The 24,984-nt window shown below is 67.8% G+C and carries 24 protein-coding genes; 16 read left to right on the top strand and 8 right to left on the bottom strand.

Annotation, left to right across the window (positions count from 1 at the left end; translation table 11 throughout):
* Positions 1-2: 2 nt before the first annotated feature.
* The 8 genes from K1T73_RS07760 (at position 3) to K1T73_RS07725 (ending at position 9,796) form a co-directional block, all read left to right on the top strand.
* Complete coding sequence (locus tag K1T73_RS07760; RefSeq protein WP_259400493.1) at positions 3-1,088, top strand: alcohol dehydrogenase family protein; 1,086 nt, start codon at positions 3-5, stop codon at positions 1,086-1,088.
* Positions 1,085-1,666, top strand: a complete 582-nt coding sequence (locus K1T73_RS07755; RefSeq protein WP_220603353.1) for a dimethylsulfonioproprionate lyase family protein — start codon at positions 1,085-1,087, stop codon at positions 1,664-1,666. Before K1T73_RS07760 ends, K1T73_RS07755 begins: the two co-directional genes overlap by 4 nt.
* A gap of 97 nt (positions 1,667-1,763) precedes the next feature.
* Positions 1,764-2,768 carry a hypothetical protein gene (locus K1T73_RS07750; protein WP_220603352.1) on the top strand — a complete coding sequence of 335 codons (1,005 nt, stop codon included), beginning with the start codon at positions 1,764-1,766 and terminating at the stop codon, positions 2,766-2,768.
* Positions 2,769-2,817: 49 nt separating this feature from the next.
* Entirely contained in the window at positions 2,818-2,976 is a 159-nt protein-coding gene (locus K1T73_RS07745) for a hypothetical protein (protein WP_220603351.1), read from the top strand.
* Between the two features lie 39 nt (positions 2,977-3,015).
* Entirely contained in the window at positions 3,016-3,555 is a 540-nt protein-coding gene (locus K1T73_RS07740) for a DUF421 domain-containing protein (RefSeq protein WP_220603350.1), read from the top strand.
* 96 nt (positions 3,556-3,651) lie between these two features.
* Positions 3,652-4,944: an O-acetylhomoserine aminocarboxypropyltransferase/cysteine synthase family protein gene (locus K1T73_RS07735; RefSeq protein WP_220603349.1), complete on the top strand. Its 1,293-nt coding sequence runs from the start codon at positions 3,652-3,654 to the stop codon at positions 4,942-4,944.
* Positions 4,945-5,079: 135 nt separating this feature from the next.
* Positions 5,080-7,758 carry a hypothetical protein gene (locus tag K1T73_RS07730; protein ID WP_220603348.1) on the top strand — a complete coding sequence of 893 codons (2,679 nt, stop codon included), beginning with the start codon at positions 5,080-5,082 and terminating at the stop codon, positions 7,756-7,758.
* A gap of 130 nt (positions 7,759-7,888) precedes the next feature.
* Entirely contained in the window at positions 7,889-9,796 is a 1,908-nt protein-coding gene (locus K1T73_RS07725) for a monovalent cation:proton antiporter-2 (CPA2) family protein (RefSeq protein WP_220603347.1), read from the top strand.
* 198 nt (positions 9,797-9,994) lie between these two features.
* Here K1T73_RS07725 and cobT read toward each other — a convergent pair whose 3' ends face one another.
* Entirely contained in the window at positions 9,995-11,023 is a 1,029-nt protein-coding gene (gene cobT / locus K1T73_RS07720; protein ID WP_220603346.1) for a nicotinate-nucleotide--dimethylbenzimidazole phosphoribosyltransferase, read from the bottom strand.
* A 96-nt stretch (positions 11,024-11,119) separates the two neighbouring features.
* On the opposite strand from cobT, the gene cobS reads away from it, so the two are divergent.
* Positions 11,120-11,866: an adenosylcobinamide-GDP ribazoletransferase gene (gene cobS, locus K1T73_RS07715; protein ID WP_220603345.1), complete on the top strand. Its 747-nt coding sequence runs from the start codon at positions 11,120-11,122 to the stop codon at positions 11,864-11,866.
* Positions 11,867-11,919: 53 nt separating this feature from the next.
* Here the strand turns inward: cobS and K1T73_RS07710 are convergent, their stop codons facing one another.
* The 5 genes from K1T73_RS07710 to K1T73_RS07690 all read right to left on the bottom strand — a co-directional run bounded on the left by K1T73_RS07710 (position 11,920) and on the right by K1T73_RS07690 (position 16,851).
* On the bottom strand, positions 11,920-12,429 hold the full coding sequence (locus K1T73_RS07710) for a CarD family transcriptional regulator (protein ID WP_220603344.1): 510 nt from the start codon (positions 12,427-12,429) through the stop codon (positions 11,920-11,922).
* A 294-nt stretch (positions 12,430-12,723) separates the two neighbouring features.
* Complete coding sequence (fdxA, locus tag K1T73_RS07705; protein ID WP_220603343.1) at positions 12,724-13,062, bottom strand: ferredoxin FdxA; 339 nt, start codon at positions 13,060-13,062, stop codon at positions 12,724-12,726.
* 123 nt (positions 13,063-13,185) lie between these two features.
* A complete protein-coding gene (locus K1T73_RS07700; protein WP_220603342.1) occupies positions 13,186-13,461 on the bottom strand; it encodes an RNA-binding S4 domain-containing protein in 276 nt (91 codons plus the stop codon).
* A gap of 10 nt (positions 13,462-13,471) precedes the next feature.
* Positions 13,472-16,315, bottom strand: coding sequence for a helicase-related protein (locus tag K1T73_RS07695; RefSeq protein WP_220603341.1), 2,844 nt, complete (start codon positions 16,313-16,315; stop codon positions 13,472-13,474).
* A 29-nt stretch (positions 16,316-16,344) separates the two neighbouring features.
* The gene (locus tag K1T73_RS07690) at positions 16,345-16,851 is read right to left on the bottom strand and encodes a tetratricopeptide repeat protein (protein WP_220603340.1); all 507 of its coding nucleotides are present in this window, start codon (positions 16,849-16,851) and stop codon (positions 16,345-16,347) included.
* 127 nt (positions 16,852-16,978) lie between these two features.
* Between K1T73_RS07690 and K1T73_RS07685 the strand changes: the two genes are divergently transcribed.
* Together K1T73_RS07685 and K1T73_RS07680 are read left to right on the top strand one after the other, a co-directional pair.
* Entirely contained in the window at positions 16,979-17,269 is a 291-nt protein-coding gene (locus K1T73_RS07685) for an SCP2 sterol-binding domain-containing protein (RefSeq protein WP_220603339.1), read from the top strand.
* Between the two features lie 2 nt (positions 17,270-17,271).
* Entirely contained in the window at positions 17,272-18,252 is a 981-nt protein-coding gene (locus K1T73_RS07680; protein ID WP_220603338.1) for an alpha/beta hydrolase, read from the top strand.
* On the opposite strand, the gene K1T73_RS07675 is transcribed toward K1T73_RS07680, so the two are convergent.
* On the bottom strand, positions 18,222-19,052 hold the full coding sequence (locus tag K1T73_RS07675) for a fumarylacetoacetate hydrolase family protein (protein ID WP_220603337.1): 831 nt from the start codon (positions 19,050-19,052) through the stop codon (positions 18,222-18,224). The genes K1T73_RS07680 and K1T73_RS07675 overlap by 31 nt on opposite strands.
* 85 nt (positions 19,053-19,137) lie before the next feature.
* Here K1T73_RS07675 and K1T73_RS07670 point away from each other — a divergent pair, with 85 nt between their 5' ends.
* The 5 genes from K1T73_RS07670 (at position 19,138) to K1T73_RS07650 (ending at position 24,693) form a co-directional block, all read left to right on the top strand.
* Positions 19,138-20,139, top strand: coding sequence for a ligase-associated DNA damage response exonuclease (locus K1T73_RS07670; protein ID WP_220603336.1), 1,002 nt, complete (start codon positions 19,138-19,140; stop codon positions 20,137-20,139).
* On the top strand, positions 20,136-21,731 hold the full coding sequence (locus K1T73_RS07665; protein WP_220603335.1) for an ATP-dependent DNA ligase: 1,596 nt from the start codon (positions 20,136-20,138) through the stop codon (positions 21,729-21,731). The genes K1T73_RS07670 and K1T73_RS07665 overlap by 4 nt, the downstream gene beginning before the upstream one ends.
* A gap of 33 nt (positions 21,732-21,764) precedes the next feature.
* Positions 21,765-22,484, top strand: a complete 720-nt coding sequence (locus K1T73_RS07660; RefSeq protein ID WP_220603334.1) for a phosphatase PAP2 family protein — start codon at positions 21,765-21,767, stop codon at positions 22,482-22,484.
* A gap of 77 nt (positions 22,485-22,561) precedes the next feature.
* Positions 22,562-24,385, top strand: a complete 1,824-nt coding sequence (locus K1T73_RS07655; protein ID WP_220603333.1) for a M3 family oligoendopeptidase — start codon at positions 22,562-22,564, stop codon at positions 24,383-24,385.
* A gap of 134 nt (positions 24,386-24,519) precedes the next feature.
* Complete coding sequence (locus tag K1T73_RS07650; protein ID WP_259400492.1) at positions 24,520-24,693, top strand: hypothetical protein; 174 nt, start codon at positions 24,520-24,522, stop codon at positions 24,691-24,693.
* A 12-nt stretch (positions 24,694-24,705) separates the two neighbouring features.
* Here the strand turns inward: K1T73_RS07650 and K1T73_RS07645 are convergent, their stop codons facing one another.
* Positions 24,706-24,975: a DksA/TraR family C4-type zinc finger protein gene (locus tag K1T73_RS07645; RefSeq protein ID WP_220603331.1), complete on the bottom strand. Its 270-nt coding sequence runs from the start codon at positions 24,973-24,975 to the stop codon at positions 24,706-24,708.
* Between the last annotated feature and the right edge of the window lie 9 nt (positions 24,976-24,984).

The following is a 24,984-nucleotide window of genomic DNA, read 5'->3' as shown; positions in this document are numbered from 1 at the left end:
GGATGCCGGAGATACCCACGACGATGCAGGCGATGGTCCTGACCCGCCATGGCGGGCTCGACGCCTATGAGTGGCACGAGGACTGGCCGGTGCCCATCCCCGGCGATCGCGAGCTTCTGATCCGTGTGGGGGCCTGCGGGCTCAACAACACGGACGTGAACACCCGCACCGGCTGGTATTCGAGTTCGGTCACCGGCGCGACCGACGGCACGGCCTCCGGCGATCCCGAGGCGACCGATCCGGGCTGGGGCGGTGCGCCGATCGACTTCCCCCGCATCCAGGGCGCCGACGTCGTGGGCCGCGTGGTCGCGGTGGGGGAACGCACCGATCCGTCCTTCATCGGCAAGCGCGTGATGCTCGACGCCTGGCTCCGCGACTGGTCCGCCTCCGCGACCCCCGAGGTCATCGGCTATCTCGGCTCCGAGCGCGATGGCGGTTTCGCGCAATACGTCACCGCCGATCCGCGCGGCCTTCTCGTGGTCGACAGCCCGCTCTCGGATGCCGAGCTCGCCACCTTCCAGTGCAGCTTCACCACCGCCGAGGGGATGCTCGCCCGCGCCGCCGTGGCCCTGGGCGACACGGTGCTCGTGCCCGGCGCCTCGGGCGGCGTGGGCGGCGCGCTCGTGCAACTGGCCAAGCGGCGCGGCGCGCGGGTGATCGCCATGGCGGGCGAGGACAAGCACGACGCGGTCCGCGCGCTCGGCGCCGACCGCCTCCTTCCGCGCACGCCCGACGATCTGCGCGGCGCCCTCGCGGACGAGAAGATCACCGTGGTCGCCGATGTGGTGGGCGGCCCTCTCTGGCCCGACCTGATCGACGTGCTCGAGCGCGGCGGCCGATACGCCTGCTCGGGCGCGATCGCGGGACCGGTCGTCGCGTTCGACCTCCGGCGCTTCTACCTGCGCGACCTGACCTTCCTCGGCTCGACCGTGATCCCCACCCATATCCTCGCCGATATCGTCACCTATATCGAACGCGGCGAACTGCGCCCCGCGCTCGCCGCGACCTACCCACTGCGCGAGTTGCGCGCGGCGCAGGAGGCGTTTCTCGCCAAGAAGCACACCGGCAACATCGTGGTGATCCCGTGACCGACCCGCGCTGGCAGACGCTCCTTTCGGAGGCGCGCGAGTTGCATGCCCGCAGCGCGGCGCTCGCGCGGTTCTGTCGCTTTCCCGATGCGCCCGTGCCCCGCGCCCTCGAGCCGCACCACGACCCGCTCTGCGACGCGATGCAGAGCGCGGGCACCCTGCCCGCCCCCGGCTGCGAGGCCTTCCGCGACGCGCTCATCGCCGCCGCCCCGCTGGCGCAGTGGCGCGACACCTACCGCCACACGCCCATCGGCGCCGAGCTTCACCGCCATTTCGGCTGTTTCGAGATACTGGGCCGGGACGCGCCTTTCGCCACCGACGAGATGCGCGGTTTCCTGGTCTACCAGCTGCCCGGCTACCACTACCCGCTGCACCGCCACCCCGCCGAGGAACTCTATCTCGTCGTGGCGGGCGAGGCCGAGTTTCACCTCGACGGTCGGCCGTCCCGGATCCTCCGCGCGGGCGAGACGATCTATCACCCCTCGAACGCGCCCCATGCGCTCACCACGCATCGAAGCGCGGTCCTGGCCTACGTGCTCTGGCGCGGCGAGATGACGACGCCCCCGGTCTTCACCTGAGCCGCCACTTTCCCGCAATCTTTCCACCTGCCCCCTTCTGACTTGCGCCATACCCTCCTATACTGGCGCGGAGGCAGACCGGAGATCAGGGGCAGGCATGGTCGCGACGGCGAAGACATCCCGCAAATTCAACATCATGATCGTGGGCCAGGGCGGGCGGCTGCAATACGAGGCGGTGATCTTCTGCGCCTCCTTCCGGCGTCACAATCCCGATTTCGCGGGCCGCCTCATCGTGGCCGAACCACAGCCGGGACCGCTCTGGAAGAACGACCCCACCATCCGCGGCGAGGACACGCGCGACCTGCTGACCGAACTCGGGGCCGAGATCGTGCCCTTCGAGACCCGCCATTTCGGCCAGGCCTACCCCTACGGCAACAAGATCGAGGCGTTATTCGCGCTGCCCGAGGGCGAACCTTTCGTCTTCTTCGACACGGACACGCTGGTGACCGGCGATCTGGACGCGGTGCCCTTCGATTTCGCGCGCCCCACCGCGTCGCTCCGGCGCGAGGGCACATGGCCCCAGCCCGAGCTTTACGGGCCGGGCTACACCGGGCTATGGAAATCGCTCTACGACAAGTTCGGCCTCGATTTCCAAAGCTCGCTCGACCTCGACGAGCCCGACGAATACTGGAAACGCTACCTTTACTTCAACGCGGGCTTCTTCTTCTACGAATGTCCCCGCGTCTTCGGCCAGACCTTCCTCGACTACGCGCTCGCGATCCGCGACGACCCGCCCGAGGAACTCGCCTGCCAGAGCTTCGATCCCTGGCTCGACCAGATCGCGCTGCCGCTCGTCATCCACAAGCTCGGCGGCGGGCGCGACACGCTCCCCGAGGGGCTCATCGACGGGGCTGTCACCTGTCACTACCGCGTGCTGCCGATGCTCTACGCCCGCGAATCCGACGCGGCCGTCAACGAGATCGAGGAGGCGCTCGCACCGAACCGGATCAAGAAGGTGGTCAAGCAATACGATCCCATCAAGCGCATGGTCTTCCAGGGTCGCGGCCGCAAGGTGCGCGAGATGTTCGACCAGCAGAACCTGCCCCGCCGCGAACAGGCGATCCGCAACCGGATCAAGCGCGAAGGCTTCTGGATGCGATGAAGGGCTTCACGCGGGTCGCGACGGCCCTCAACACCACCGATGCGTCTGCGTGCCCTCCGAAGACGCCGGCGATGCCCGCGCCCTCATGGACAGCACCGCGCTGAACGAGGTGCGGCCGCCCCGGCCCGGCTTCTGGCGCGTCGTCATGTTCATCGTCTTCTACAAGACCGGCGTCGCCCCCACCCTGCGCGGCATCTTCCGCGCCTGAGCGGGGAACCCGCGGGCCGGATCGGGGGTTCCGGGGGGTATGGACGACATGTTCTTCCAGGACTGGATGGGCCTTCTGCGCGTGATGCTCGTGGGCACGCTCGCCTATGCGGCGCTCGTCGCGGCGTTGCGCGTGTCGGGCAAGCGCACGCTGGCACAGCTCAACGCCTTCGACCTCGTGGTCACCGTCGCCTTCGGCTCGACGCTCGCCACGATCATCCTCTCCGAGAAGGTGGCGCTGGCCGAGGGGCTGCTCGCCCTCGTCCTGCTCATCGGGTTGCAATGGATCGTGACCTTCTCGTCGGTCCGGTCGCGGCGCATCGCCCGGCTCGTCCGCGCGGAGCCCACGCTGCTCCTGCGCAATGGCGAGTTCTGCGAGGACGCGATGCGCCGCGAGCGCGTCACGCCCGAGGAAGTGCGCGCGGTTCTGCGCCGCGCGGGGCTCGGCGGGCCCGAGGCGGCGCGCGCCGTCATCCTCGAGGGCGACGGCTCCTTCAGCGTGACCTCGACCGACGCGCCGCCCACCGAGCGCTCCGTCGCGGGCTTCGAGGACCTGGGGCAAGGGCCGCGCAAGGACTGAGCGGCGCGTCCCCCCGCCGAGGCCCGCAATCGCAGTTGTGGCACCCCCGCGGATACCCTAACCTGCGCGCAACCAACGCGACAGGAGAGACAACCCATGACCGACGCCCCGAATTACGGCTTCGAGACCCTGCAGATCCACGCAGGCGCCCGGCCCGACCCGGCCACCGGCGCACGCCAGACGCCGATCTACCAGACGACCGCCTATGTCTTCCGCGATGCCGAGCACGCGGCGGCGCTCTTCAACCTGCAGGAAGTGGGCTACATCTATTCCCGCCTCACCAACCCCACCGTTGCCGCGTTGCAGGAACGCGTCGCGACGCTCGAGGGCGGCGCGGGCGCGGTCTGCTGCTCCTCGGGGCATGCGGCCCAGATCATGGCGCTCTTCCCGCTGATGGGACCGGGCTGCAACGTGGTGGTCTCGACCCGGCTCTACGGCGGCTCGATCACCCAGTTCAGCCAGACGATCAGGCGCTTCGGCTGGTCGGCCAAGTTCGTGGACATCGACGACATGGACGCGATCCGCGAGGCCATCGACGACGACACCCGCGCGGTCTTCTGCGAATCCATCGCCAACCCCGGCGGGCACATCGCCGACCTGCGCGCGGTGGCCGACGTGGCCGACGCGGCGGGTATCCCGCTCATCGTCGACAACACCTCCGCCACACCCTATCTCTGCCGGCCCATCGAGCATGGCGCGACCCTCGTGGTCCATTCGATGACCAAGTATCTCACCGGCAACGGCACCGTCACCGGCGGCGTGGTGGTCGACTCGGGCAATTTCGACTGGTCCGCCTCCGACAAGTTCCCCTCGCTCAGCGAACCCGAGCCCGCCTATCACGGCCTCAAGTTCCACGAGACCTTCGGCCCGCTGGCCTTCACCTTCCACGGCATCGCCGTGGGTCTGCGCGACCTCGGCATGACGCTCAACCCGCAGGCCGCGCATTACACGCTGCTGGGGATCGAAACCCTCTCGCTGCGGATGGAGCGGCATGTCGAGAACGCGACCAAGGTCGCGGGCTGGCTCGAGGGCCACGACAATGTCGAGGCCGTGACCTACGCGGGCCTTCAATCCTCGCCCTATCACGACCGCGTCGCCAAGGTCTGCCCCAAGGGCGCGGGCGGGCTCTTCACCGTGACGCTCAAGGGCGGCTACGACGCCTGCGTGAAGTTCGTCGACAGTCTCGAGCTCTTCAGCCACGTGGCCAATCTCGGCGACACGCGCAGCCTCGTGATCCACTCGGCCTCCACCACCCACCGACAGCTCACCCCCGAGCAACAGGAAGCCGCAGGCGCCGCGCCCAACGTGGTGCGGATCTCGATCGGATGCGAGAACGCCGACGACCTCATCGCCGACCTCGACCAGGCGCTGGCCAAGGCGCATAGCTGATCCATCGGCAGGGATCGGCCCGCGATCATCGAATATCGCGGGCCATCCCTTTGAAACGGCACGAAGCCGCGATAGACTCCCTCCTCATGTAACGGGACTCGCCCCCTGGCCGGTCCGATGGTATGACGCGTGCCGATGAAACCGAATTTCGCCCTCTCGCTTTCCTTCGATGGTATCCGCCTGCTGCGCCGCGCCTATCTCGGCTGGCATCCGGTTGGCGAGGTCTCGCTCGACGCGCCCGACCTCAACGCGGCCCTCGCGGAGCTGCGCGCGCAGGCCGCGAAATTCGCTCCGCGGGGCATCACGACCAAGCTCATCATCCCCGACGACCAGATCAAGTATCTCGATCTGCCCACGGATGACGCATGGGCCGAGGACAGGGCGGGCTTCGTGCGCGCGGCGCTTGCCGACGCCACGCCCTACGACATCTCGGAACTGGCCTATGACTGGTCGGTCGATGGCGACCGGGTCAAGATCGCCGCCGTCGCGCGCGAGACGCTGGCCGAGGCCGAGAGCTTCGCCGCCGAGCATGAATTCGGCCCCGTCTCCTTCGTCGCGCAACCCGCCGACGACCTCTTTGCCGGTGAACCGTTCTTCGGCGAAACCTCCGTCGCGTCCGAGCATCTCGCACCGGGCGAAAGCGTCGAGCGCGACATGACCCGCCTCCATGTCATCCCCGTGCCGACCGCCGCGCCCGAGGATGCCGAGCCCGAAACCGCGACAGCCGCCGAGGCATCCCCGTCCGAGGACACGGCGACCCCGCCCGCGCCGGAGGAACCCGTCGCCCCCCCGGCGACCACCCCGCAGAAGGACACGCCCGCCAAGGCTCCGACCTCACCCGCGGACGACACCCCGCCCGCCGGGGCCACGGATGATGCCGACCCCACGCCGGCCGACGACACCCCCGCCCCCGAGCCGGTCGGCGCCGCCCTCGAAACGGCCACGCCGCCCGAGGAGGCCGCCCCCGCCGAACCGCCCGAGGCTCCGCGAAGCTTCGACGAGATCCAGTCCGATCTTCTCAGCAGCCTCACTCCCGATCCCGAATCCGGGACCGAGAGCGACGAGGGCGACACCACGACGCCCTCACCCTCGCCCGCCGCCTCCGCCGGCTTCACCTCCATCCGCGCGCGCCGCGACGCCGACGCCGTAGCCGACCCCCCGCGCCTCGAAGGCGTCTCGCGACTCACCGCCTTCGGCGCGTCCGCGCGCAAGGCCCCCAACCCCGTCGCGCCCGAGGCAAGCGTCAAGGCCACGCCCAAGACCACCGAGACGCCCGCCGCCGCACCCGCCGCCCCGTCCGACGACACGCCCCCCGCCCCCCCGAGCGCGTTCTTCAGCGTCCGCCGCCCCGGTGCCAAGCCTGCCGCGGCCGCAGCCACACCCGCCGCGGCCCGCCCCGGACGATCCTCCGCAGGCAACGGCACCGCCCGCGGCCGCGCCGAGGACGAGAAGCAGCGCATGACCGTCTTCGGCGCGCGCGAACCCGAGGTGGGCGGCAAGCCCCGCTTCCTGGGCCTCATTCTCACCGCCGCGCTGCTCCTTTTCCTAGTGGCTGTCGCCGCCTGGGCGTCGATCTTCCTCGATGACGGGCTCGCCGGTCTCTTGGGGCGCGACGACGACACGACCATCGCCGCGCCGAAACCCGATCCCGACGATCCCGTCACCCTCGCCACGACCGAGCCGCCGACACCCGACCGCGTGGTCACGCCCGATCTTTCGGACACCGGGCGCGCGGCCCGCGATGCCGACACCCTGCCGCTCACGCCCACCGACGCGCTGCCCGCCGCGCTCTCGCCCGACGAGGCGCGCGCGCGCTACGCGGCGACCGGCATCTGGCAGCTGTCGCCCGACCTGCCCGACGCGCCGGCCACGGGCGTCCTCGGCACGCTCGACACGGCCGGCACCGATGCGCCGCTGTCGCGCCCCGGTCCCAGCACCCTGCCCCGCCTCGCCTCGCTCGAGACCGTGACGCGGCCCACCACCCCCGGCGAGACCGGCACCGACAGCCCCGCCATCGACCTCGAGGTCGACCCGGGCGACACGCCGGACACCGGCGAGGCGCTGGTGGAGGCCACGCCCGAGGGCGCGCTCACCCCCGAGGGCATCCGCGTCTTCGCGGGCCGCCCCGAGGTGGAGCCGCCGCGCGACATGACCCGCCCCGAGGCCGCAGCCGACGACGAGACCGAGGCCGAGGCCGAGGACAGCGCGCAGGAGGCGGAGGACGCCCAAGCGGTGGCCGCAGCGGTGCTCGCCACGCCGCGTCCGCGCCTGCGCCCCGCCGACCTCGTACCCGAAGCCACCGACGACACCGACGCCCCGGCCGTCGCCAGCACCGACAGCGAGGCCATCGCCGCCGCCGTCGCCGCGGCCTCGACCGCCGATCTCGGCATCACGGACACCGCCCAGCCCGACGACAGCGCCTTCGAGAACCCGACCCCGCAGGCCGTCGCGTCCTCGCTCGCGCCCCGGAAACGCCCCGAGGGCTTCTCCGCCAAGGTCGCCGCCACCCGCAAGGCCGCGGCCAGCCGCCCGGTCTCGACCGAACAGGCGGTTTCGGTCTCGGTGCCCAGCTCCGCCTCGGTCTCGCGCACCGCGACCGAGAAGAACGCGATCAACCTCCGCGAGGTCAATCTCATCGGCGTCTACGGCTCGCCCAGCAACCGCCGCGCGCTCGTCCGGCTCTCGAATGGCCGCTACAAGAAGGTGAAGGTGGGCGACCGGCTCGACGGTGGCCGCGTCAGCGCCATCGGCGACTCGGAATTGCGCTACACCAAGCGCGGAAAGAACCTCGTGCTCCGGATGCCGCGCGGCTGATCCCGCGCCCGGCACGACCACCCCGATTTCGCCGATCACAAGCGCGTGGCCGCCCCCTCGGCGATAGCCATCCCCCGCGGCCTTCGCTAGACTGACCGCAAGGTTACGATCCGAGCGCGGACAGGACGGCATGGACTCCATTCTCTTTCAGGCCACGATCTATCTTGTGGCGGCGGTGATCGCCGTGCCCATCGCCGCGCGGCTGGGGCTGGGATCGGTGCTGGGCTATCTTGCGGCCGGCATCATCATCGGCCCGGCCCTCGGCCTCGTCGGCCACGAGAACACGCACGAGCTTCAGCATGTGGGCGAATTCGGCGTAGTGATGATGCTCTTCATCATCGGGCTCGAGCTCGACCCCCGCGCGCTTTGGAACATGCGCCATCGGCTTCTCGGGCTGGGGGGGATGCAGATCCTGCTCACGACCGTCGCCATCATGGGCGCGGCCATCTGGCTCGGCCAGGTCTGGAGCGTGGCCCTCGCCATCGGCCTCATCTTCGCGCTCTCCTCTACCGCGATCGTGCTCCAGACGCTCACCGAGAAGGGGTTGATGCGTACGGGCGGCGGGCGCTCGGCCTTCTCGGTCCTGCTTACCCAGGACATCGCGGTCATCCCGATGCTGGCGCTCATCCCGCTTCTCGCGCTGCCCAAGACGCCCGACATGATCCTGGGCGAGACGCTCGAGAAGCTCTCGAGCGCCTCCGAGGCGGAGGACGCGGCGCCCGCGCACGAGATGGCCGTCTCCTTCATCGAGGGCCTGCCCGCATGGGGGGTCACGCTCGTCACGCTGGGCGTGGTCGCGGGGATCATCCTCTTCGGCGTCTATCTCACCCGCCCGGTCTTCCGCTTCATCCACACCGCCCGCCTGCGCGAGATGTATACGGCGCTCGCCCTGCTCATCGTCGTGGGCATCTCCTACGTGATGAACCTCATCGGTCTCTCTCCGGCGCTGGGGGCGTTTCTCGCGGGCGTGGTGCTGGCCAACAGCGAATTCCGCCACGAACTCGAAAGCGATATCGAGCCCTTCAAGGGGCTGCTGCTGGGGCTGTTCTTCATCACCGTGGGCGCCGGCATCAACTTCGACATCCTCTTCGCGGTCCCTTTCCTCATCCTCGGGCTCACGGGCGCGGTGATCGTGATCAAGGGGGTCATCCTCTACGGGCTGGGCCGGGCCTTCGGGATGCGCCGCCGCGACCTCTGGCTCTTCACCCTCTCCCTCGCCCAGGCCGGCGAATTCGGCTTCGTGCTGATCTCGTTCTCGAGCCAGTCGAACGTCGTGCCGCCCGAACTGTCCGAGGTGATGCTCCTCGTCGTGACGATGACGATGCTCATCACGCCGCTGCTCTTCTTGCTGCATGAATGGATGTCGAACCGCATGGCCGAGACGGGCGACGCGCAGGAACCCGACCACGTCGACGAGGAGGGCCAGGTGATCATCGTCGGCATCGGCCGCTTCGGCCAGATCGTCAACCGGCTCGTGCGCTCCAGCGGCTTCAGCACCGTGGTGCTCGACCGCGATCTCTCCGCGATCCAGCGGATGCGCCGCTTCGGGGTGAAGAGCTTCTTCGGCGATCCGACGCGCCCCGACATGCTCAACGCGGCGGGGCTCAAGGATGCCCGGGTGCTCGTCGTGGCGATCGACGACCCCGACGCCTCGGTCCGCCTCGTCTCCTTCGCGCGCCGCGAAAGGCCCGACCTGCACATCGTCGCCCGCGCCCGCGACCGCACGCATGTCTTCCGCCTCTACCAGGCCGGCGCGGACGACATCGTGCGCGAGCTTTTCGACGCCTCGCTCCGCGCCGGCCGCTACGTGCTCGAGAACGTGGGCCTTTCCGAGTTCGAGGCCGCCGAGGCCGAGCGCACCTTCTACCAGCACGACCGCGATTCCGTCCGCGAACTCGCCGCGCTCTGGGATCCGACCGTCCCCACGGTCGAGAACGCCGCCTATATCGCGCGCGCCAAGGAACTCGAAAGCGAGCTCGAGACCATGCTCCTGTCGCAGCTCGAGGAAAGCGGCGAGCCGCGCACCGGCACCGGCTGATCCGCCGGCGCGCGCCGGTTCCGCCCGGTCCGCGCGGGCGGCGCCGTCGAATGGATATTTCTGGCAAGAAGAAGGGAAGCAGTGAAGCGGCGCGCGTTGCGTTTACGCGTCTGCGCACCCGCAAGAGGCGCACCGACACGATACCGACGTGGATACCGACATGGATACCGACGTCCCGTTCGCCGCGCTCAGATCCCGTTAACCCGACCGTTCGCTGCCCGAAATGCCCGCTTCGGAGAAGCTCGCCATGCCGCTGTGACAGGCCACCGCGGCCTTCAGGATCGCGATGGCCAGCGTCGCGCCCGACCCCTCGCCAAGCCGCATGTGAAGGTCGAGGATCGGCGCCTTGCCCAGCTTCTCGAGAAGCGCGCCATGCGCCCCTTCGGCACTCAGGTGGCCCGCCACGCAATGATCGAGCGCGGCCTTGTTTTCCTGGGCCAGGCAGGCCGCGGCGGCGGTGCAGATGAACCCGTCGAGGATGACGGGGATACGCTCCATCCGGGCGCGCAGGATCGCCCCCGCCAGCGCCGCCAGCTCGTGCCCGCCCAGGCATCGCAGAACGTCGAGACCGCGTCCCCCTGCCTGCGCATGACGGGCCACCGCACGCTCCACCACCGCGATCTTATGGTCGAGTGCGCTATCCTCCACGCCAGTGCCCCGCCCCGTCCAATCCTGCGCCGTTCCCCCGAAAAGCGCGCATGCCATCGCCGCCGCGCTCGTCGTGTTGCCGATCCCCATTTCTCCCGCTACCAGTAAATCACATTTATTATCAATGCTTTCCCATCCAACCCTCATGTATTTTACAAACTTGTCCACATCCATCGCCGCGGCTTGCGTGAAATCCCGCGTAGGCTGGTCGAGATCGAGCGCCACCACATCAAGACGCGCGCCCGCCGCTTGGCTCAACTGGTTGATCGCGGCACCTCCGGCCTCGAAATTCGCGACCATCTGTGCCGTGACATCCGCCGGGAAGGCCGAGACCCCCTGCTGCGTCACGCCGTGGTTGCCGGCAAACACGATGACTTGCGGTCGCTCGACCAGCGGCCGCGCCTCGCCCCGCCACCCGGCATACCAGACCGCCAGCTCCTCGAGCCGTCCCAGCGATCCCGGCGGCTTGGTCAACTGCGCGTTCCGCTCCCCGGCCCGCCGCCGCGCGGCCCCGTCCGGCGCGGGAAGCGCACCGAGGCAGGCGCGGATATCGTCCACGGTCTCGATGGTCGGGGGCATGAGGCACCTCCAGTTGCGCGGCCCTTGGCGCTTGTGTATCCCATCGAAGCCCATGCGGGGCAACGCAATTCCGCCATGCCAAAGGGACATCCCGCCATGAATTCAAAGGTCTCGGAGATCGCGACCGCGTTCAGCCTGCTGAGCCGCCTGCCCCTGCCTTCGGCCCGCGTGGACCCCGAACGGAATGCCGGCGCCGCCTGGGCCTATCCGCTGGTCGGGATACTCCACGGCGTGATCGCCGGCGCCGTGGCCTGGCTCGCCACGGCGCTCGGCCTGCCGGTGCTCGTCGCGGCGATCTGCGCGGTCGCGACTCTCGTGCTTCTCTGCGGCGCCATGCACGAGGATGGCCTCGCCGACCTGGCCGACGGGATCTGGGGCGGCTGGGACCGTGCGGCGCGGCTCGAGATCATGCGCGACAGCCGGATCGGCACCTATGGCGTTATCGCACTCGTTCTTGCGCTGGGGCTCAGGATCGCAGGCGTTGCGGCGCTTCTGGAGGGCTCGGTGGCACAGGCCATGGCCGCCCTTGTCGCCATCGGCGCGTTGTCGCGGGCGGCCTTGCCCTTCGCCATGGCGCTCATGCCCCATGCCCGCGACGAAGGGCTCGCCCGGCGGGTCGGCCCGGTCACACCCGGCACGGCGTGGACCGCGCTCGCGATCGCGTTCGCGGCGGCGCTGCTCTGCACGGGTTGGCAGATCTTCGGGCTTCTCATCTGGGGAAGCGTCGCGGCGATCGGGATGGCGCTCCTCGCCCGTCGCAAGCTCGGGGGGCAGACGGGAGACGTGCTGGGCAGCATCCAGCAGGCAGTGGAGATCACGCTCCTGATGGTGCTCGCCACATAGAAAAACCGCCGGCCCTTCACGGACCGGCGGTCGATTTCAAGAACGGGCCCGGCTCACGCGGCGCGCGACACCAGCACGTCATCCACCTGTTTCGCGGCAGCGGCCTCGTCATTGCCGTTGACCGCGGCCACTTCGCGGGTGAGCCGCTCAAGCGCGGCTTCGTAAAGCTGACGCTCGGAATAGCTCTGCTCGCGCTGGTCGTCGGTGCGATGCAGGTCGCGAACCACTTCCGCGATCGCGATGAGATCGCCCGAGTTGATCTTCTGTTCGTATTCCTGCGCCCGGCGCGACCACATGGCGCGCTTGGCCTTGGCCTTGCCTTTCAGGGTCTTCATCGCCTGCGTCACCACGTCGGGCGACGAGAGCGAGCGCATGCCGATCTCGGTGGCCTTGTGCGTGGGCACACGCAGCGTCATCTTGTCCTTCTCGAAGGAGATGACGAAAAGCTCCAATTCGAACCCGGCCACCTCCTGCTTCTCGATCGACACGATCTGGCCGACGCCATGCGCGGGATAGACCACGTATTCGTTGGGGCGGAATTCGGATTTCTTCGACTTGCTCATTCAGTTTTCCTCGCAACTGCCTGAAATCGTTTCCCGAAATGCCGCTGCTTGGTCGTCGGGACGACACGTCGCAGCTTGGTTTCGGCACAAAACGATCCGCCCCCGAATGTCAGGTCGGGCCGGCGGATATCAGGCATATGTCTACATGCAGTCTGCACCATACCACAAAATACGCCCCACCGGAAGCAGCATGACATCAAGATAGTGCTTTATGCTTTTATTTCAATCGGCTGAACGTCCTGCTTCACGCCACGCGCAAGCTTTCAGGACCACACTGTTCGAATCACCTGCGCTTCACCCGCCTTCGCCCGGCGCCTCGGAGAAGTATTTCTCGAGCTTGCCATCCTCGCCATCGCGCTCCTCGGCCTCGGGCAGCGGATCCTTCTTCGTGATGATGACCGGCCACATCTCGGAATACTTGCGATTGAACTCGACCCATTTCTCCATGTCCGGCTCGGTGTCGGGACGGATCGCGTCGGCGGGGCACTCGGGCTCGCACACACCGCAGTCGATGCACTCGTCGGGGTGAATGACGAGCATGTTCTCACCCTCGTAGAAGCAATCGACGGGGCAGACCTCGACGCAATCGGTGTATTTGCATGCAATGCAGTTGTCGGTGACGATATAGGTCATGGCCGCGTCCGCGCAGTTTCGGGTCACGCGCTACGTAATCCAGCGGGCGGGATCATTCAAGCGCGCGGAACGCGATGAAATGTCCCGTTCGCCAACCGCGGTCCCGGTCGGAACAGTGTTCCATCACGTCATTTCCTCGTAGAGCGCCTGTGCCTCCGACGCCGGTCCCCGCCGTGTGCCGAGTGCGAGAACACGCACCACGCGAACCCCGCCCGGCAGCGTGATGGTGAGCACGTCACCCGGCCTGATCGCGCGGCCGGCCTTCGAGACCTTGCCGGAATTGACCCGCAGCTTCCCGCCCTCGATCATCCGCGCCGAGAGCGCCCGCGTCTTGAAGAACCGCGCGTGCCAGAGCCACTTGTCGGCACGCAGCGTTTGCGGGGCGGCGGGATCGGTCACGCGGCGGGGATCACTTCTTGTCGCGCAGTCCCATCAGGGCAGCAGCGAACGGGTTGTCGGGGTCGATCCTGTCGGACTTGGCCGGTTTCGACGCGTAGGTCTTCGCGCCTTTCTCGGCGGGTTTGCCGCCGCTCCGGGGCCGCCCCTTGCCCTTGGGCCTGGCGCCGCCCTTGCCACCCTTGTTGCCGGCACTCCGAGGCCCGTGCGCCTGCCGGTTTCCGCGACCGGCCCAGGTGAAGGTGTAGTAGACCTCGATCTCGGGCGGCTGGTCATAGGGCGTCTCGCCGGGGGCCACCTCGGTCTCGCTCATCTCGGGAATGTCGGGCTCTACCTCGCCCTCGGGCGCAGGATCCGCCGCGATAGGCGCCTCGCCCTCGGCAGGGATTTCCTCGACCTCCTCGGCGGCGGTGGTCACGCCATCGGGCAGATCGCCCTGCGGCGCCGGCGTCTCTTCCATCTTCTGATCGACCGGCTTGACCTTCTCGCGCTCGCCACGCTCGGCCTTGTAGCCCAGGCCCTGCATGAGATCGGCGAACTGCTCGAGCGTCATGCCCGTGATCGAGAGCATGTCGGGCGTCGCCTCGAAGCCCGCGCGGCTGTCGGCGGCGCGCAGCAGGTCGGCCAGTCTTTCAAGCATGTCGATCCGGATCGCGCGCTCGCCCGCCGCACGGTAGCCCGCCATCGAGAAGTACCCCGGCGGCGTGGACACGGCGTTGGCCGGCACGGTGACGAGGCCGGGCGGCGGCGCCTCGGGGAATTCCTCGAGCCCGCGATCGAGCGACCAGAGGACCAGCCTGAGCCGCGTCGGCGCGGGTTTGAGCAGAAGCGGCATGAAGATCGTGAACTGCCCGAAACGCACGCCATGCTTGCGCAACGCACCGCGTGCCTCCTGGTCGAGTTCCTTCACCTCCTCGGCGACGTCGCCACGCGGCAGGATGCCCATCGCCTCGACAAGACGGTATCCGAAGCCGCGCGCCAGCCCGGTCAGCGCCTCGTCTTTCTGCACGGCCAGAAGCGGCTCGAAGAGCGTGGCGATCTTGCGATCGACGAAATGCTGCAAACGGCGCTCGACCTTCTGGCGCACGTCCTCGCCTGCCTCGTCGTCCACGAAAGCCTTGATGCCGGGCTTGAGCGGATCGGACCCCTTGACGAGCTTGCCCACCGCGTCCGAGCCCCACATGAGCCCACCCTGTTCGGTGAAGTCGATCTCGGTGTCGGGCGCGTTGTAGAAGCGATCGGCCCGCAGGTGGAAATGAGGCCCCAGGGCCTGGAGGCTCGCCTGGTCGAGCGCCTTCGCCTCCGGCCCGCTCGCCGCCTTGTCGCGCAGGAATCTGAAACCTTCCAGACGGCCGGCATACTCGCCCTCGACCGTCACTTCGCCCTTGTCGTTCACTTCGGCCACAACGGCCTCCTTCTGTTTCAACCGGCGCAAAAGCACGCTCGTGCGCCGGTCCACAAATCTTTGCGTCAGCGCCCCGTGCAGGGCATCCGACAGCCGGTCCTCCACGACGCGGGTGACGCCGCGCCAATGCGCCTCGTCGTCGACCCACCCCGTGCGCTGGGCAACATAGGTCCACGTGCGGATAAACGCGAGACGTTTCGACAACGTGTCGATGTCGCCATCCGTCCGGTCGAGCCGCTTGACCTGACGCGCCAGCCAGTCGTCGGGGATGCGCCCCAGCGACGAGAGGTCAGTGAAGATACGCTCGAGAAGGCCCGCGTGTTCCGCCGGGCTGATGCCGCGGAAGTCGGGAATGCGGCAGACATCCCACAGAAGCTTGACGCGCCGTGCATCGCCGACCCGGTCGATGACGTCCGGCAGCTGCGAAAGCGCGCGAAGCGCCAGCAGGTCGTCGGAGTCCCGGCTCCGGCCCAGGATCGGCTGCTCGGGCTTCTGTTCGAGCGACGCGAGAAGCGCCTCGACCGAGCCGAAACGCAGGTCCGAATTGCGCCATTCAAGCCGCGTGACGGGCGCGAAACGGTGCTCGGTGATGGCCGTCACCACCTCGTCATGCAACTCGGGCGCCTCGCCCGTCACCCCGAACGTGCCATGCCGCATCCCGCGCCCCGCGCGCCCCGCGATCTGCGCAAGTTCGTTCGGGTGCAACGCGCGCATCCGCCGCCCGTCGAACTTCGAGAGCGCCGAGAAGGCGACGTGATCCACATCGAGGTTGAGCCCCATGCCGATCGCATCCGTGGCCACGAGGTAATCCACGTCGCCATTCTGGTAGAGATCGACCTGCGCGTTCCGCGTCCGGGGGCTCAGCGCGCCCATCACCACCGCCGCACCGCCTTTCTGGCGGCGCAGAAGCTCGGCCATGGCATAGACGTTATCGACCGAGAAGCCCACGATCGCGCTGCGCCCCGGCATCTTCGAGAGCTTCCGCGCGCCCGTATAGCTCAGTTGCGACATCCGTTCCCGGCTCTGGAACTGCACGCCGGGCACGAGCGCCGCGATGGCGCCCCGCATCGTCGCGGCACCCAGGAACTGCGTCTCTTTCTGGCCGCGCATATGCAGCAGGCGGTCGGTGAAGACGTGCCCGCGTTCGGGGTCGGCGCAAAGCTGTATCTCGTCCACCGCCACGAAATCGGCGCCGATTCCCTCGGGCATCGCCTCGACGGTCGCCACCCAGTATTTCGTTCGCGGCGGCACGATCCGCTCCTCGCCGGTGACAAGCGCCACGACCGAGGGACCGCGCGCCGCGACGATCCGGTCATAAACCTCGCGCGCCAGAAGACGCAGCGGCAAGCCGATCACGCCGGAAGGATAGCCCAGCATCCGCTCGATCGCGTAATGTGTCTTGCCGGTGTTCGTGGGTCCGAGAACCGCGATGATGCGGGACGGCTCGGCCATGGGCACCTCCTGGCGCGATTGCGGGTGGATCAGAGCGGCGTTCCGTGCGTCACATGCCCCAGCCGCTCGAGCGCGGCAAGGGTGTCGGGATCATGCGGGTTGATCGCGCGCGCCGCATCATAGGCCTCGTAGGCAAGCGCGTCCTGCCCCGTCTCCTCGAGCAGCGACCCGAGGCTGTAGAGCGCCGGGAAATGCCGCGGCTCGAGCGCCAGCGCCCGCTCCAGATCCGAAAGCGCCGGCCCCAGGAGCCCCGCCCGCGCCCGCGCCACCGCCCGCATGTGCCAGCCTTCGGCGAATTCCGGCGCATGATCGACCAGCGCGCCGAAATGATCGCGCGCCGCCGCGAGATCCCCGGCCTCCAACGCCGACCGACCGCGGCGGAGCAGGAAATCCATCGCCGGCGATCCCGACTTCGACAGTTCGAGCGCCACCTCCTCCGCGATGGACTGCGCCGACGCTTCATCCGCCTGCTGCAACTGCTGGAAAAGCCGGTCGAGTCGCGCGTTCTCTTCCGCCGGGGCAGGTAGGGAAAACATGACTGTCGCGGCGACTGCCGCAACGGTATTCTTGAGCTTGGGTCGATGAGCACTCATAACGGACCTGAGTTTAGCGTGCGCGGCTGGAATGCAAACCCCCGGCCGTTCAAAACAAAGGGAGACCCCCATGAGCGACACCATCGACGCAGCCGTCAAGAGCCTCAACGAGAAGCTGGATGGCAAGGATTTCAACGGCACCGCCAAGTTCGTGATCGAAGGCGAAGGCGCCATCATGGTGGACGATGCGGGTGCCCGTGCGGGCGATGACGAGGCCGACGTGACCCTGACGGCCGACGCCGAGACGTTTCAGTCGATCCTGGAGGGTGATCTGGACCCGACCGCGGCTTTCATGACCGGCAAGCTCTCGGTCGATGGTGACATGGGCATGGCGATGCAACTCGGCAGCGCGCTGTCCTGAGAATGCGGGACGCGCCTCTCCACCATGATATCGCGGATGGCCCGGATGGCGGGCGCGCGTGGTGGCTCGAGGCCGAGGACGGGGTGCGCATCCGGCTCGGCGCCTGGAGCCACGCGGGGGCACGCGGCACGATCGTGCTTTTTCCGGGCCGCACGGAATACATCGAGAAATACGGCCGCGCGGCGCGCGATCTCGCCCTGCGCGGCTATGGCCTCGTGGCGGTCGACTGGCGCGGTCAGGGCCTTGCCGACCGCCTCGCCGATGACGTGCTGTCGGGACATGTCCACTATTTCGACGATTATCAGCGCGATGTCCGCGCCGTCTTCGCGGCGCTCGGGCGGCTTGACCTGCCGCGGCCCTGGGTATTGCTCGGGCACTCCATGGGCGGCTGCATAGGGCTGCGCGCGCTGCACAACGGCGTGCCGGTGGCGGGATCGCTCTTTTCGGCGCCCATGTGGGGTATCCGCATGGCCGAGCTGCTCCGCCCCGTCGCCTGGTCGCTCGGCTGGGGCAGTCGCCGGGTGGGCATGGATCACCTATACGCGCCGGGGACACAGGCAAACCCCTACGTCCTGAGCGAACCCTTCGCCACGAACAAGCTCACCCGCGACGAAGAGATGTATCGCTACATGATCGACCAGACCAACGCCTGTCCTGCGCTCGGCCTGGGCGGTCCCAGCCTGCGCTGGCTCCATGAGGCGTTGATCGAATGCCGCAGGCTCGCGCGGATGCCGTCGCCCGACCTGCCCTGTCTCACCTTTCTCGGAACGGATGAGGACATCGTCGACCCCGGCAGCATACATGCGCGGATGAACGCCTGGCCCGGCGGCACGCTCAAGATGCTCGATGGCGCACGGCACGAGGTAATGATGGAAACGCCCGAAACCCGACAGCTCGTCTTCGACCGCATGGCCGAATTCATGGCGGCGCTGCCGGATCGACCCGAACCGGCTCAGTCGTCCATGGCGACCTCCTGTCGCTGACGGCCCAGCCCCTCGATCTCAAGCTCCATCACGTCGCCAGGCCGCAGGAAGCGCGGCGGTTTCATGCCCATCCCCACACCCGGCGGCGTGCCGGTCGCGATCACGTCACCGGGATGCAGCGTCATCATCTGGCTCAGATACGAGACGAGATGCGCCACGCCGAAGATCATCGCGCTCGTGCTCCCGCTTTGCATCCGCTCGCCGTTCAGGTCGAGCGCCATGGCAAGCGCCTGCGGATCGCCCACCTCGTCCGGCGTGACGAGCCACGGGCCGATCGGCCCGAACGTGTCACAGCTTTTCCCCTTGGTCCATTGCCCCTTCCGCTCGGTCTGGAAATGCCGCTCCGACACATCGTTGACAATGGTGTAGCCCGCCACGTGGCCCAGGGCGTCCGCCTCGTTCACGTATTTGGCCCGCCGCCCGATGACGATGCCAAGCTCGACCTCCCAGTCCGATTTCTCCGACCCGCGCGGCAGGCTCACCGTGTCATTCGGCCCGCAGATGGACGACGTGGCCTTCATGAAGACGATGGGTTCCGGCGGCGGCTCCATTCCCGCCTCGGCGGCGTGGTCCGAAAAATTGAGACCGATCCCGATGAACTTGCCCGTGCCCCCGACCGGCGGCCCCAGGCGCGGCGAGCCCTCGACAAGCGGGAGCGCGTCGGGGTTGACTTGCGGCAACTGGCCCAGCACCTCGCCCGCAAGGTCCGGCACGACGCCCGAGAGATCGCGAAGCCTTCCCTCGCCGTCAAGCATGGCAGGCCGTTCCGCCCCGGGGTTTCCATATCTCGCAAATCGCATCGCGTCCCTCCCGCTCTATCCGTGCGGCAACGTAGAACGGCATCCGCTCACTGGCAATCGCCCTCGCCGCGCCTACTCTCTGCCCATGGTTATCGAATTCCGACCCCAGGGCATCTATTGCCCCGCCGGCAATTTCTACGTCGATCCGTGGCGCCCGGTCGACCGGGCGCTCATCACCCATGGGCACGCCGATCACGCGCGGCCCGGACATGCGCGCTATCTCGCGACCGACATCGCCGCGCCGGTCATGCGTCATCGTCTGGGCGATATCGCGCTCGACACCATACGCTACGGCGAGACGCGCACGATCGGCGACGCACGGGTCTCGTTCCATCCCGCCGGCCACATCCCCGGCTCGGCGCAGGTGCGAATCGAGGTGGGCGGCGAGGTCTGGGTCGTCTCGGGCGACTACAAGACGACGCCGGACAGGCTCTCCACCCCGTTCGAGCCGGTGAAATGCCACAGCTTCATCACCGAATGCACCTTCGGCTTGCCCGTCTTCACCTGGGGCAACGATGACGAGGCCGCGCGCGAGATCAATTCCTGGTGGGCAGCAAATGCGAGCGACGGGCGGTACTCCCTTCTCGGCGCCTACTCTCTCGGCAAGGCGCAGCGCGTGCTGTCGCTTCTCGATCCTTCGATCGGTCCCATACTGACCCATGGCGCGGTCGAGAACACGAACGCCGTCTTGCGTGACCAGGGATTCGATCTGCCCGAAACACTGCATGTCACACCCGATCTCAAGCCCGCCGATCACCCCGGCGCGCTCGTCCTCGCGCCGCCCTCGGCCATCGGCAGCCAGTGGTCGCGCCGCTTTCGCCCCGCCTCGACCGGCTTCGCGTCGGGGTGGATGCGCCTGCGCGGCGTGCGCCGCCGCCGCGCGGTCGATCGCGGCTTCGTGGTTTCCGATCACGCGGATTGGGAGGGGCTGAACACGGCAATCGAGGAGACCGGCGCAGAAAACATATATGCGACGCATGGTTACACCGACATCTTCGCGCGCTGGCTTAACTCCCAAGGCTACAACGCGCAGGTCGTGCCGACCGAATTCACCGGCGAGGCACTGGACGAGGATGCGGGCGAATGAAGCGTTTCACCAACCTTTACACGACCATCGACCAGACCACCAAGACCACGGTCAAGGTCGCGGCTTTGGCAGAGTATTTCCGCGCCGCGCCCGAGGAAGACCGCCTCTGGACCATCGCGCTTTTCTCAGGCCGCCGCCCGCGCCGTGCGATCACCACGGCGAAACTGCGTGAATGGGCGGCCGAGCGCGCCGGCATCCCCCTCTGGCTTTTCGAGGAGAGCTATCCGATCGTCGGCGACCTCGCCGAAACCATCGCGCTTGTCCTGCCGCCCAACACCAAGGATCACGACCGTGGCCTTGCCGATTGGATCGCCCGCCTGCGCGCCCTCGACGATGCCGACGAGGCGGCCCGCAAATCCGCTGTCCTCGACGCGTGGGACCGGATGGGCGCGCGCGAACGGCTGGTGTTCAACAAGCTCCTGACCGGCGGCTTCCGCGTGGGCGTCAGTCGCAAGCTCATGACCCGCGCCTTGGCCCAGGCCACGGATCGCGACGAGGCCGAGCTTGCGCATCGCCTGATGGGCGACTGGACACCCGACAGCACGACCTATGCCCGGCTGATCGAGGCGCCCGACGACACCGCCCCGCTCTCGCGTCCCTACCCGTTCTGCCTCGCTTACGGGCTCGACGAAACCCCGCCCGAGGAGCTGGGCCCGCCCGGGGACTGGCGCGCGGAATGGAAGTGGGACGGCATCCGCGGGCAACTCATCCTGCGCGGCGGCGAGCATTTCGTCTGGTCACGCGGCGAGGAACTCATGACCGACCGTTTCCCCGAGCTTGCCCGCGCGCGCGATTTCGTGCCCGACGGCATCGTGATCGACGGCGAGATCGTCGCGTGGGACGGCGCCGCGCCCCTGCCCTTCAACGATCTGCAAAAGCGGATCGGCCGCAAGAGCGTCCCGAAAACGCTCCTGAAGAAGGCCCCGGTCATCGTGCTTGCCTACGACCTGCTCGAGGAAAATGGCGCCGACTTGCGCGACATGCCCTTCACCGAGCGTCGCGCGCGTCTCGATACGCTGCTCACGGACCTGCCCGCCGACGCCCCGCTGCGCCCGTCTCCGCTCATCGACTTCACCTCGTGGGATGACCTGCGCCGCGTCCGCGCCACCGCGCGCGAAAACCGCGCCGAGGGCCTCATGCTCAAACGTAGCGACAGCCCCTACCACGCCGGCCGCAAGAAGGGCGACTGGTGGAAATGGAAGCTCGACCCGCTCACCATCGACGCCGTGATGATCTACGCACAGCAAGGTCACGGACGCCGCGCCAATCTCTTCACGGACTTCACCTTCGCCGTCTGGTCCGGCAACGATCTCGTGCCCTTCACCAAGGCCTATTCCGGCCTCACCGACGCCGAATTCCGCAAGATCACCGCCTGGGTGCGCAAGAACACGCTGCAACGCTTCGGCCCCGTTCGGCAGGTGCGGCCCGAGCACGTGTTCGAGATCGCCTTCGAAGGCATATTCGAAAGCCCCCGCCACAAGTCCGGCGTGGCCCTGCGCTTTCCGAGGATGAAGCGCTGGCGGCACGACAAGCCGGTGCAGGAGGCGAACACGCTTGACGATCTCAAGGAGATGCTGGCCCAATATGGCTGAGGAACCGCCGGCCACATGGGGTGTTTTTCCACCATGACCAATCCGACCACCGCTCCCCTCGCCTGGCTTCGCCGCAATGTGGAACTGACCTCGCTCATCGTTCTCGCGGCGGTCGTGGGCGCGGTCTGGGCCTTCGCCGAGCTTGCCGACGAGGTGGTCGAGGGCGCCACCCGCGATCTCGACCGCGACCTCCTCCTGCTCCTGCGCAACAGCGACGATCCCGCGACCCCCATCGGGCCTCACTATCTTCAGGAGATCGGGCGCGATCTCACCGCCCTTGGAGGCGTCGTGGTACTCACGCTCGCGATTCTCGCGGCGGCCGGATTCTTCCTCCTGCGCCGCCAATACGGCACCATGCTCTACCTGCTTATCGCCACCGGCGGCGGCATCCTCGTTTCCTCCCTCGCCAAGAGCGGGTTCGACCGCCCGCGACCCGACCTCGTGCCGCACGAGTCCATCGTCTACACCGCAAGCTTTCCCTCCGGCCATTCGATGATGGCGGCGGTGACCTATCTCACCCTGGGCGTCATGATCGCCCGCGCCCTGCCGCAGCGCAGGCTCAAGGTCTACGTTCTGATCGTCGCGGCGCTCATCACCGTGCTGGTGGGCATCAGCCGCGTCTACCTCGGCGTCCACTGGCCCACCGATGTGCTCGCCGGTTGGCTTGGCGGGGCGGGCTGGGCGATGGCCTGCCTGCTCGGGGCGCGTCTTCTCGCCCGGCGCGGCCATGTCGAGCGTGAACGATCCGAGTAGGCACGCTCCGCTCTCGCTTGAGATCGCCCCTCACTCACCCTAGATGTGGTCGCAGACCAGACAGAAAGGCTGCCTTGATGCTCAAACTTCCCACTCCGCTACGCGATCTGACCACCGAAACCGGGGCGAAGGATCTCGGCGATCTGCCCGAGTGGGATCTGAGCGATCTCTACACCGCGCCCGATGCGCCCGAGCTCAAGCGGGATCTCGACTGGCTCGAGACCGCCTGCGCGGACTTCGCCGCCGATTACGAGGGCAAGCTCGCATCGCTTGACGCGGCAGGCCTTCTCAAGTGCATCCGCCGCGACGAGGAAATCTCGGCCATCGCCGGCAGGATCATGTCCTACGCGGGCCTGCGCTATCACCAGCAGACGACCGACCCCGAACGCACCAAGTTCCTTTCGGACTGCCAGGAGAAAGTCACCGCCTACACCACGCCGCTCGTCTTCTTCTCGCTCGAACTCAACCGGCTCGACGAGGATCACCTTGCCGCGCTCTATGCCGAGAACGCGGGGCTCAAACGCTACAAGCCCGTCCTCGACCGCATCCGCGCGATGAAGGACCATCAGCTCAGCGACGAGATGGAGCGATTCCTGCACGACATGGGCGTCGTCGGCGATGCGTGGGAAAGGCTTTTCGACGAGACCATCGCGGGTCTCGTCTTCGAGGTGAACGGCGAGACGCTGGGTATCGAATCCACGCTCACGAAGCTCACCGAACAGGATCGGGAGCTGCGCGAGGCCGCGGCCCGCGAACTGGCGCGCGTCTTCGGCGAGAACATCCGCACCTTCGCCCGCGTCCACAACACAACCGCCAAGGAGAAGGAGGTGCTGGATCGCTGGCGCAAGATGCCGACCCCGCAGACGGACCGCCACATCGCCAACCACGTCGAACCCGAGGTGGTCGAGGCGCTGCGCGACGCCGTGGTCGCGGCCTATCCCAAGCTCAGCCATCGCTATTACGAGTTGAAGCGCAAATGGCTCGGGCTCGACCGGATGCAGGTCTGGGACCGCAACGCGCCCCTTCCCATCGAGGAGACGCGTATCATCGACTGGCCCACCGCGCGCGGCATGGTGATGGACGCCTACAGCGCCTTCGACTCCCGCATGGGCGAGCTTGCGATACCTTTCTTCGACAAGGGCTGGATCGACGCGGGCGTGAAGCCCGGCAAGGCGCCCGGCGCCTTCGCCCACCCCACCGTGACCGACGTGCATCCCTACATCCTGCTGAATTATCTCGGCAAACCGCGCGACGTCATGACCCTCGCGCATGAACTGGGCCACGGCGTCCACCAGGTTCTCGCCGCAGACCAGGGGGAGCTTCTGTCATCGACGCCCCTCACCCTCGCGGAAACCGCCTCGGTGTTCGGCGAAATGCTCACCTTCCGCAAGATGCTCGACGCCGCCCGCACCCAGGAAGAGCGCAAGGTGCTCCTCGCCGGCAAGGTCGAGGACATGATCAACACCGTGGTGCGGCAGATCGCCTTCTACGATTTCGAATGCAAGCTGCACGCCGCACGCCGCGAGGGTGAACTCACTCCCGACGCCATCGGCGCGCTCTGGATGTCGGTGCAGGGCGAAAGCCTCGGCCCCGCCTTCGACTTCATGAAGGGCTACGAACATTTCTGGGCCTACATCCCCCATTTCGTCCATTCGCCCTTCTACGTCTACGCCTATGCCTTCGGCGACGGGCTGGTGAACGCGCTCTACGCGGTCTACGAGGAAAACCCCGACGGCTTCCAGGACAAGTATTTCGAGATGCTTCGCGCGGGCGGTTCGAAACATCACAAGGACCTGCTGGCCCCGTTCGGGCTCGATGCATCCGATCCGAAATTCTGGGACAAGGGCCTCAGCATGATCTCGGGCTTCATCGACGAGCTCGAGGCAATGGAACGGGAGTGACCCGGACACCCACCCCCGCCGGCACTCCACGTCACGATGGGGGCCGAAGGTTGACGCGGGCCTTGGGATCTGGGCCGAGCTCACGCCGCCCGGCGTGGCGTTACAGGATCCGCCGCTGCCTTGCCTGGATACGGATGCGGGTTCCCTTCGGGCTTCGCTTCCTTATGGGGGTGCTTCTGATCATCGGAGGCATCCTGAGCTTCCTGCCGGTCCTGGGCCTCTGGATGCTCCCGCTCGGGGTAGCGGTGGCCGCGCTCGACGTGAAGCCGGTGATGCGTCGGTTGCGGCGCTATCGAAACAAGCGTTGAGCACCTCGCAACTCACTTCAACTGGCTGTCTTTCGATCCGCGCCTGTTGATCCCGCCATGCGGCTCCGCGCGCGTGTCGCGGTCCGACGCGCAGTCGACGCAGAGCTTCACGCCGGGAATCGCCTCGCGACGCGGCTCGGGTATCGGCTCGTCGCATTCCGCGCAATGGGTGCGGCTTTCGCCTTGCGGTGCGCGGCGGGCCTTCATGCGCGCCAGTTCATCCTCGATCGAGGCTTCGATCTGTTCGCTCACCGCACCGTCGCGGGTCCATCCACCTGCCATGTCCCCCTC

It is taken from the genome of Roseovarius sp. SCSIO 43702 (assembly GCF_019599045.1).
In the GTDB taxonomy this organism is placed as follows: Bacteria; Pseudomonadota; Alphaproteobacteria; order Rhodobacterales; family Rhodobacteraceae; genus Roseovarius.
The sequence above is the reverse complement of the archived record's forward strand: the minus strand, read 5'-3'. Positions and strand labels throughout refer to the sequence as shown.

Coding starts and splice junctions, on each gene's coding strand:
- K1T73_RS07760 (WP_259400493.1), top strand. CDS start 3: ATGCCGGAGATACCCACGACGATGCAGGCGATGGTCCTGACCCGCCAT.
- K1T73_RS07750 (WP_220603352.1), top strand. CDS start 1,764: ATGGTCGCGACGGCGAAGACATCCCGCAAATTCAACATCATGATCGTG.
- K1T73_RS07740 (WP_220603350.1), top strand. CDS start 3,016: ATGGACGACATGTTCTTCCAGGACTGGATGGGCCTTCTGCGCGTGATG.
- K1T73_RS07735 (WP_220603349.1), top strand. CDS start 3,652: ATGACCGACGCCCCGAATTACGGCTTCGAGACCCTGCAGATCCACGCA.
- K1T73_RS07730 (WP_220603348.1), top strand. CDS start 5,080: ATGAAACCGAATTTCGCCCTCTCGCTTTCCTTCGATGGTATCCGCCTG.
- K1T73_RS07725 (WP_220603347.1), top strand. CDS start 7,889: ATGGACTCCATTCTCTTTCAGGCCACGATCTATCTTGTGGCGGCGGTG.
- cobT (WP_220603346.1), bottom strand. CDS start 11,023: ATGCCCCCGACCATCGAGACCGTGGACGATATCCGCGCCTGCCTCGGT.
- cobS (WP_220603345.1), top strand. CDS start 11,120: ATGAATTCAAAGGTCTCGGAGATCGCGACCGCGTTCAGCCTGCTGAGC.
- K1T73_RS07710 (WP_220603344.1), bottom strand. CDS start 12,429: ATGAGCAAGTCGAAGAAATCCGAATTCCGCCCCAACGAATACGTGGTC.
- fdxA (WP_220603343.1), bottom strand. CDS start 13,062: ATGACCTATATCGTCACCGACAACTGCATTGCATGCAAATACACCGAT.
- K1T73_RS07695 (WP_220603341.1), bottom strand. CDS start 16,315: ATGGCCGAGCCGTCCCGCATCATCGCGGTTCTCGGACCCACGAACACC.
- K1T73_RS07690 (WP_220603340.1), bottom strand. CDS start 16,851: ATGTTTTCCCTACCTGCCCCGGCGGAAGAGAACGCGCGACTCGACCGG.
- K1T73_RS07685 (WP_220603339.1), top strand. CDS start 16,979: ATGAGCGACACCATCGACGCAGCCGTCAAGAGCCTCAACGAGAAGCTG.
- K1T73_RS07680 (WP_220603338.1), top strand. CDS start 17,272: ATGCGGGACGCGCCTCTCCACCATGATATCGCGGATGGCCCGGATGGC.
- K1T73_RS07675 (WP_220603337.1), bottom strand. CDS start 19,052: ATGCGATTTGCGAGATATGGAAACCCCGGGGCGGAACGGCCTGCCATG.
- K1T73_RS07670 (WP_220603336.1), top strand. CDS start 19,138: ATGGTTATCGAATTCCGACCCCAGGGCATCTATTGCCCCGCCGGCAAT.
- K1T73_RS07665 (WP_220603335.1), top strand. CDS start 20,136: ATGAAGCGTTTCACCAACCTTTACACGACCATCGACCAGACCACCAAG.
- K1T73_RS07660 (WP_220603334.1), top strand. CDS start 21,765: ATGACCAATCCGACCACCGCTCCCCTCGCCTGGCTTCGCCGCAATGTG.
- K1T73_RS07655 (WP_220603333.1), top strand. CDS start 22,562: ATGCTCAAACTTCCCACTCCGCTACGCGATCTGACCACCGAAACCGGG.
- K1T73_RS07650 (WP_259400492.1), top strand. CDS start 24,520: ATGCGGGTTCCCTTCGGGCTTCGCTTCCTTATGGGGGTGCTTCTGATC.
- K1T73_RS07645 (WP_220603331.1), bottom strand. CDS start 24,975: ATGGCAGGTGGATGGACCCGCGACGGTGCGGTGAGCGAACAGATCGAA.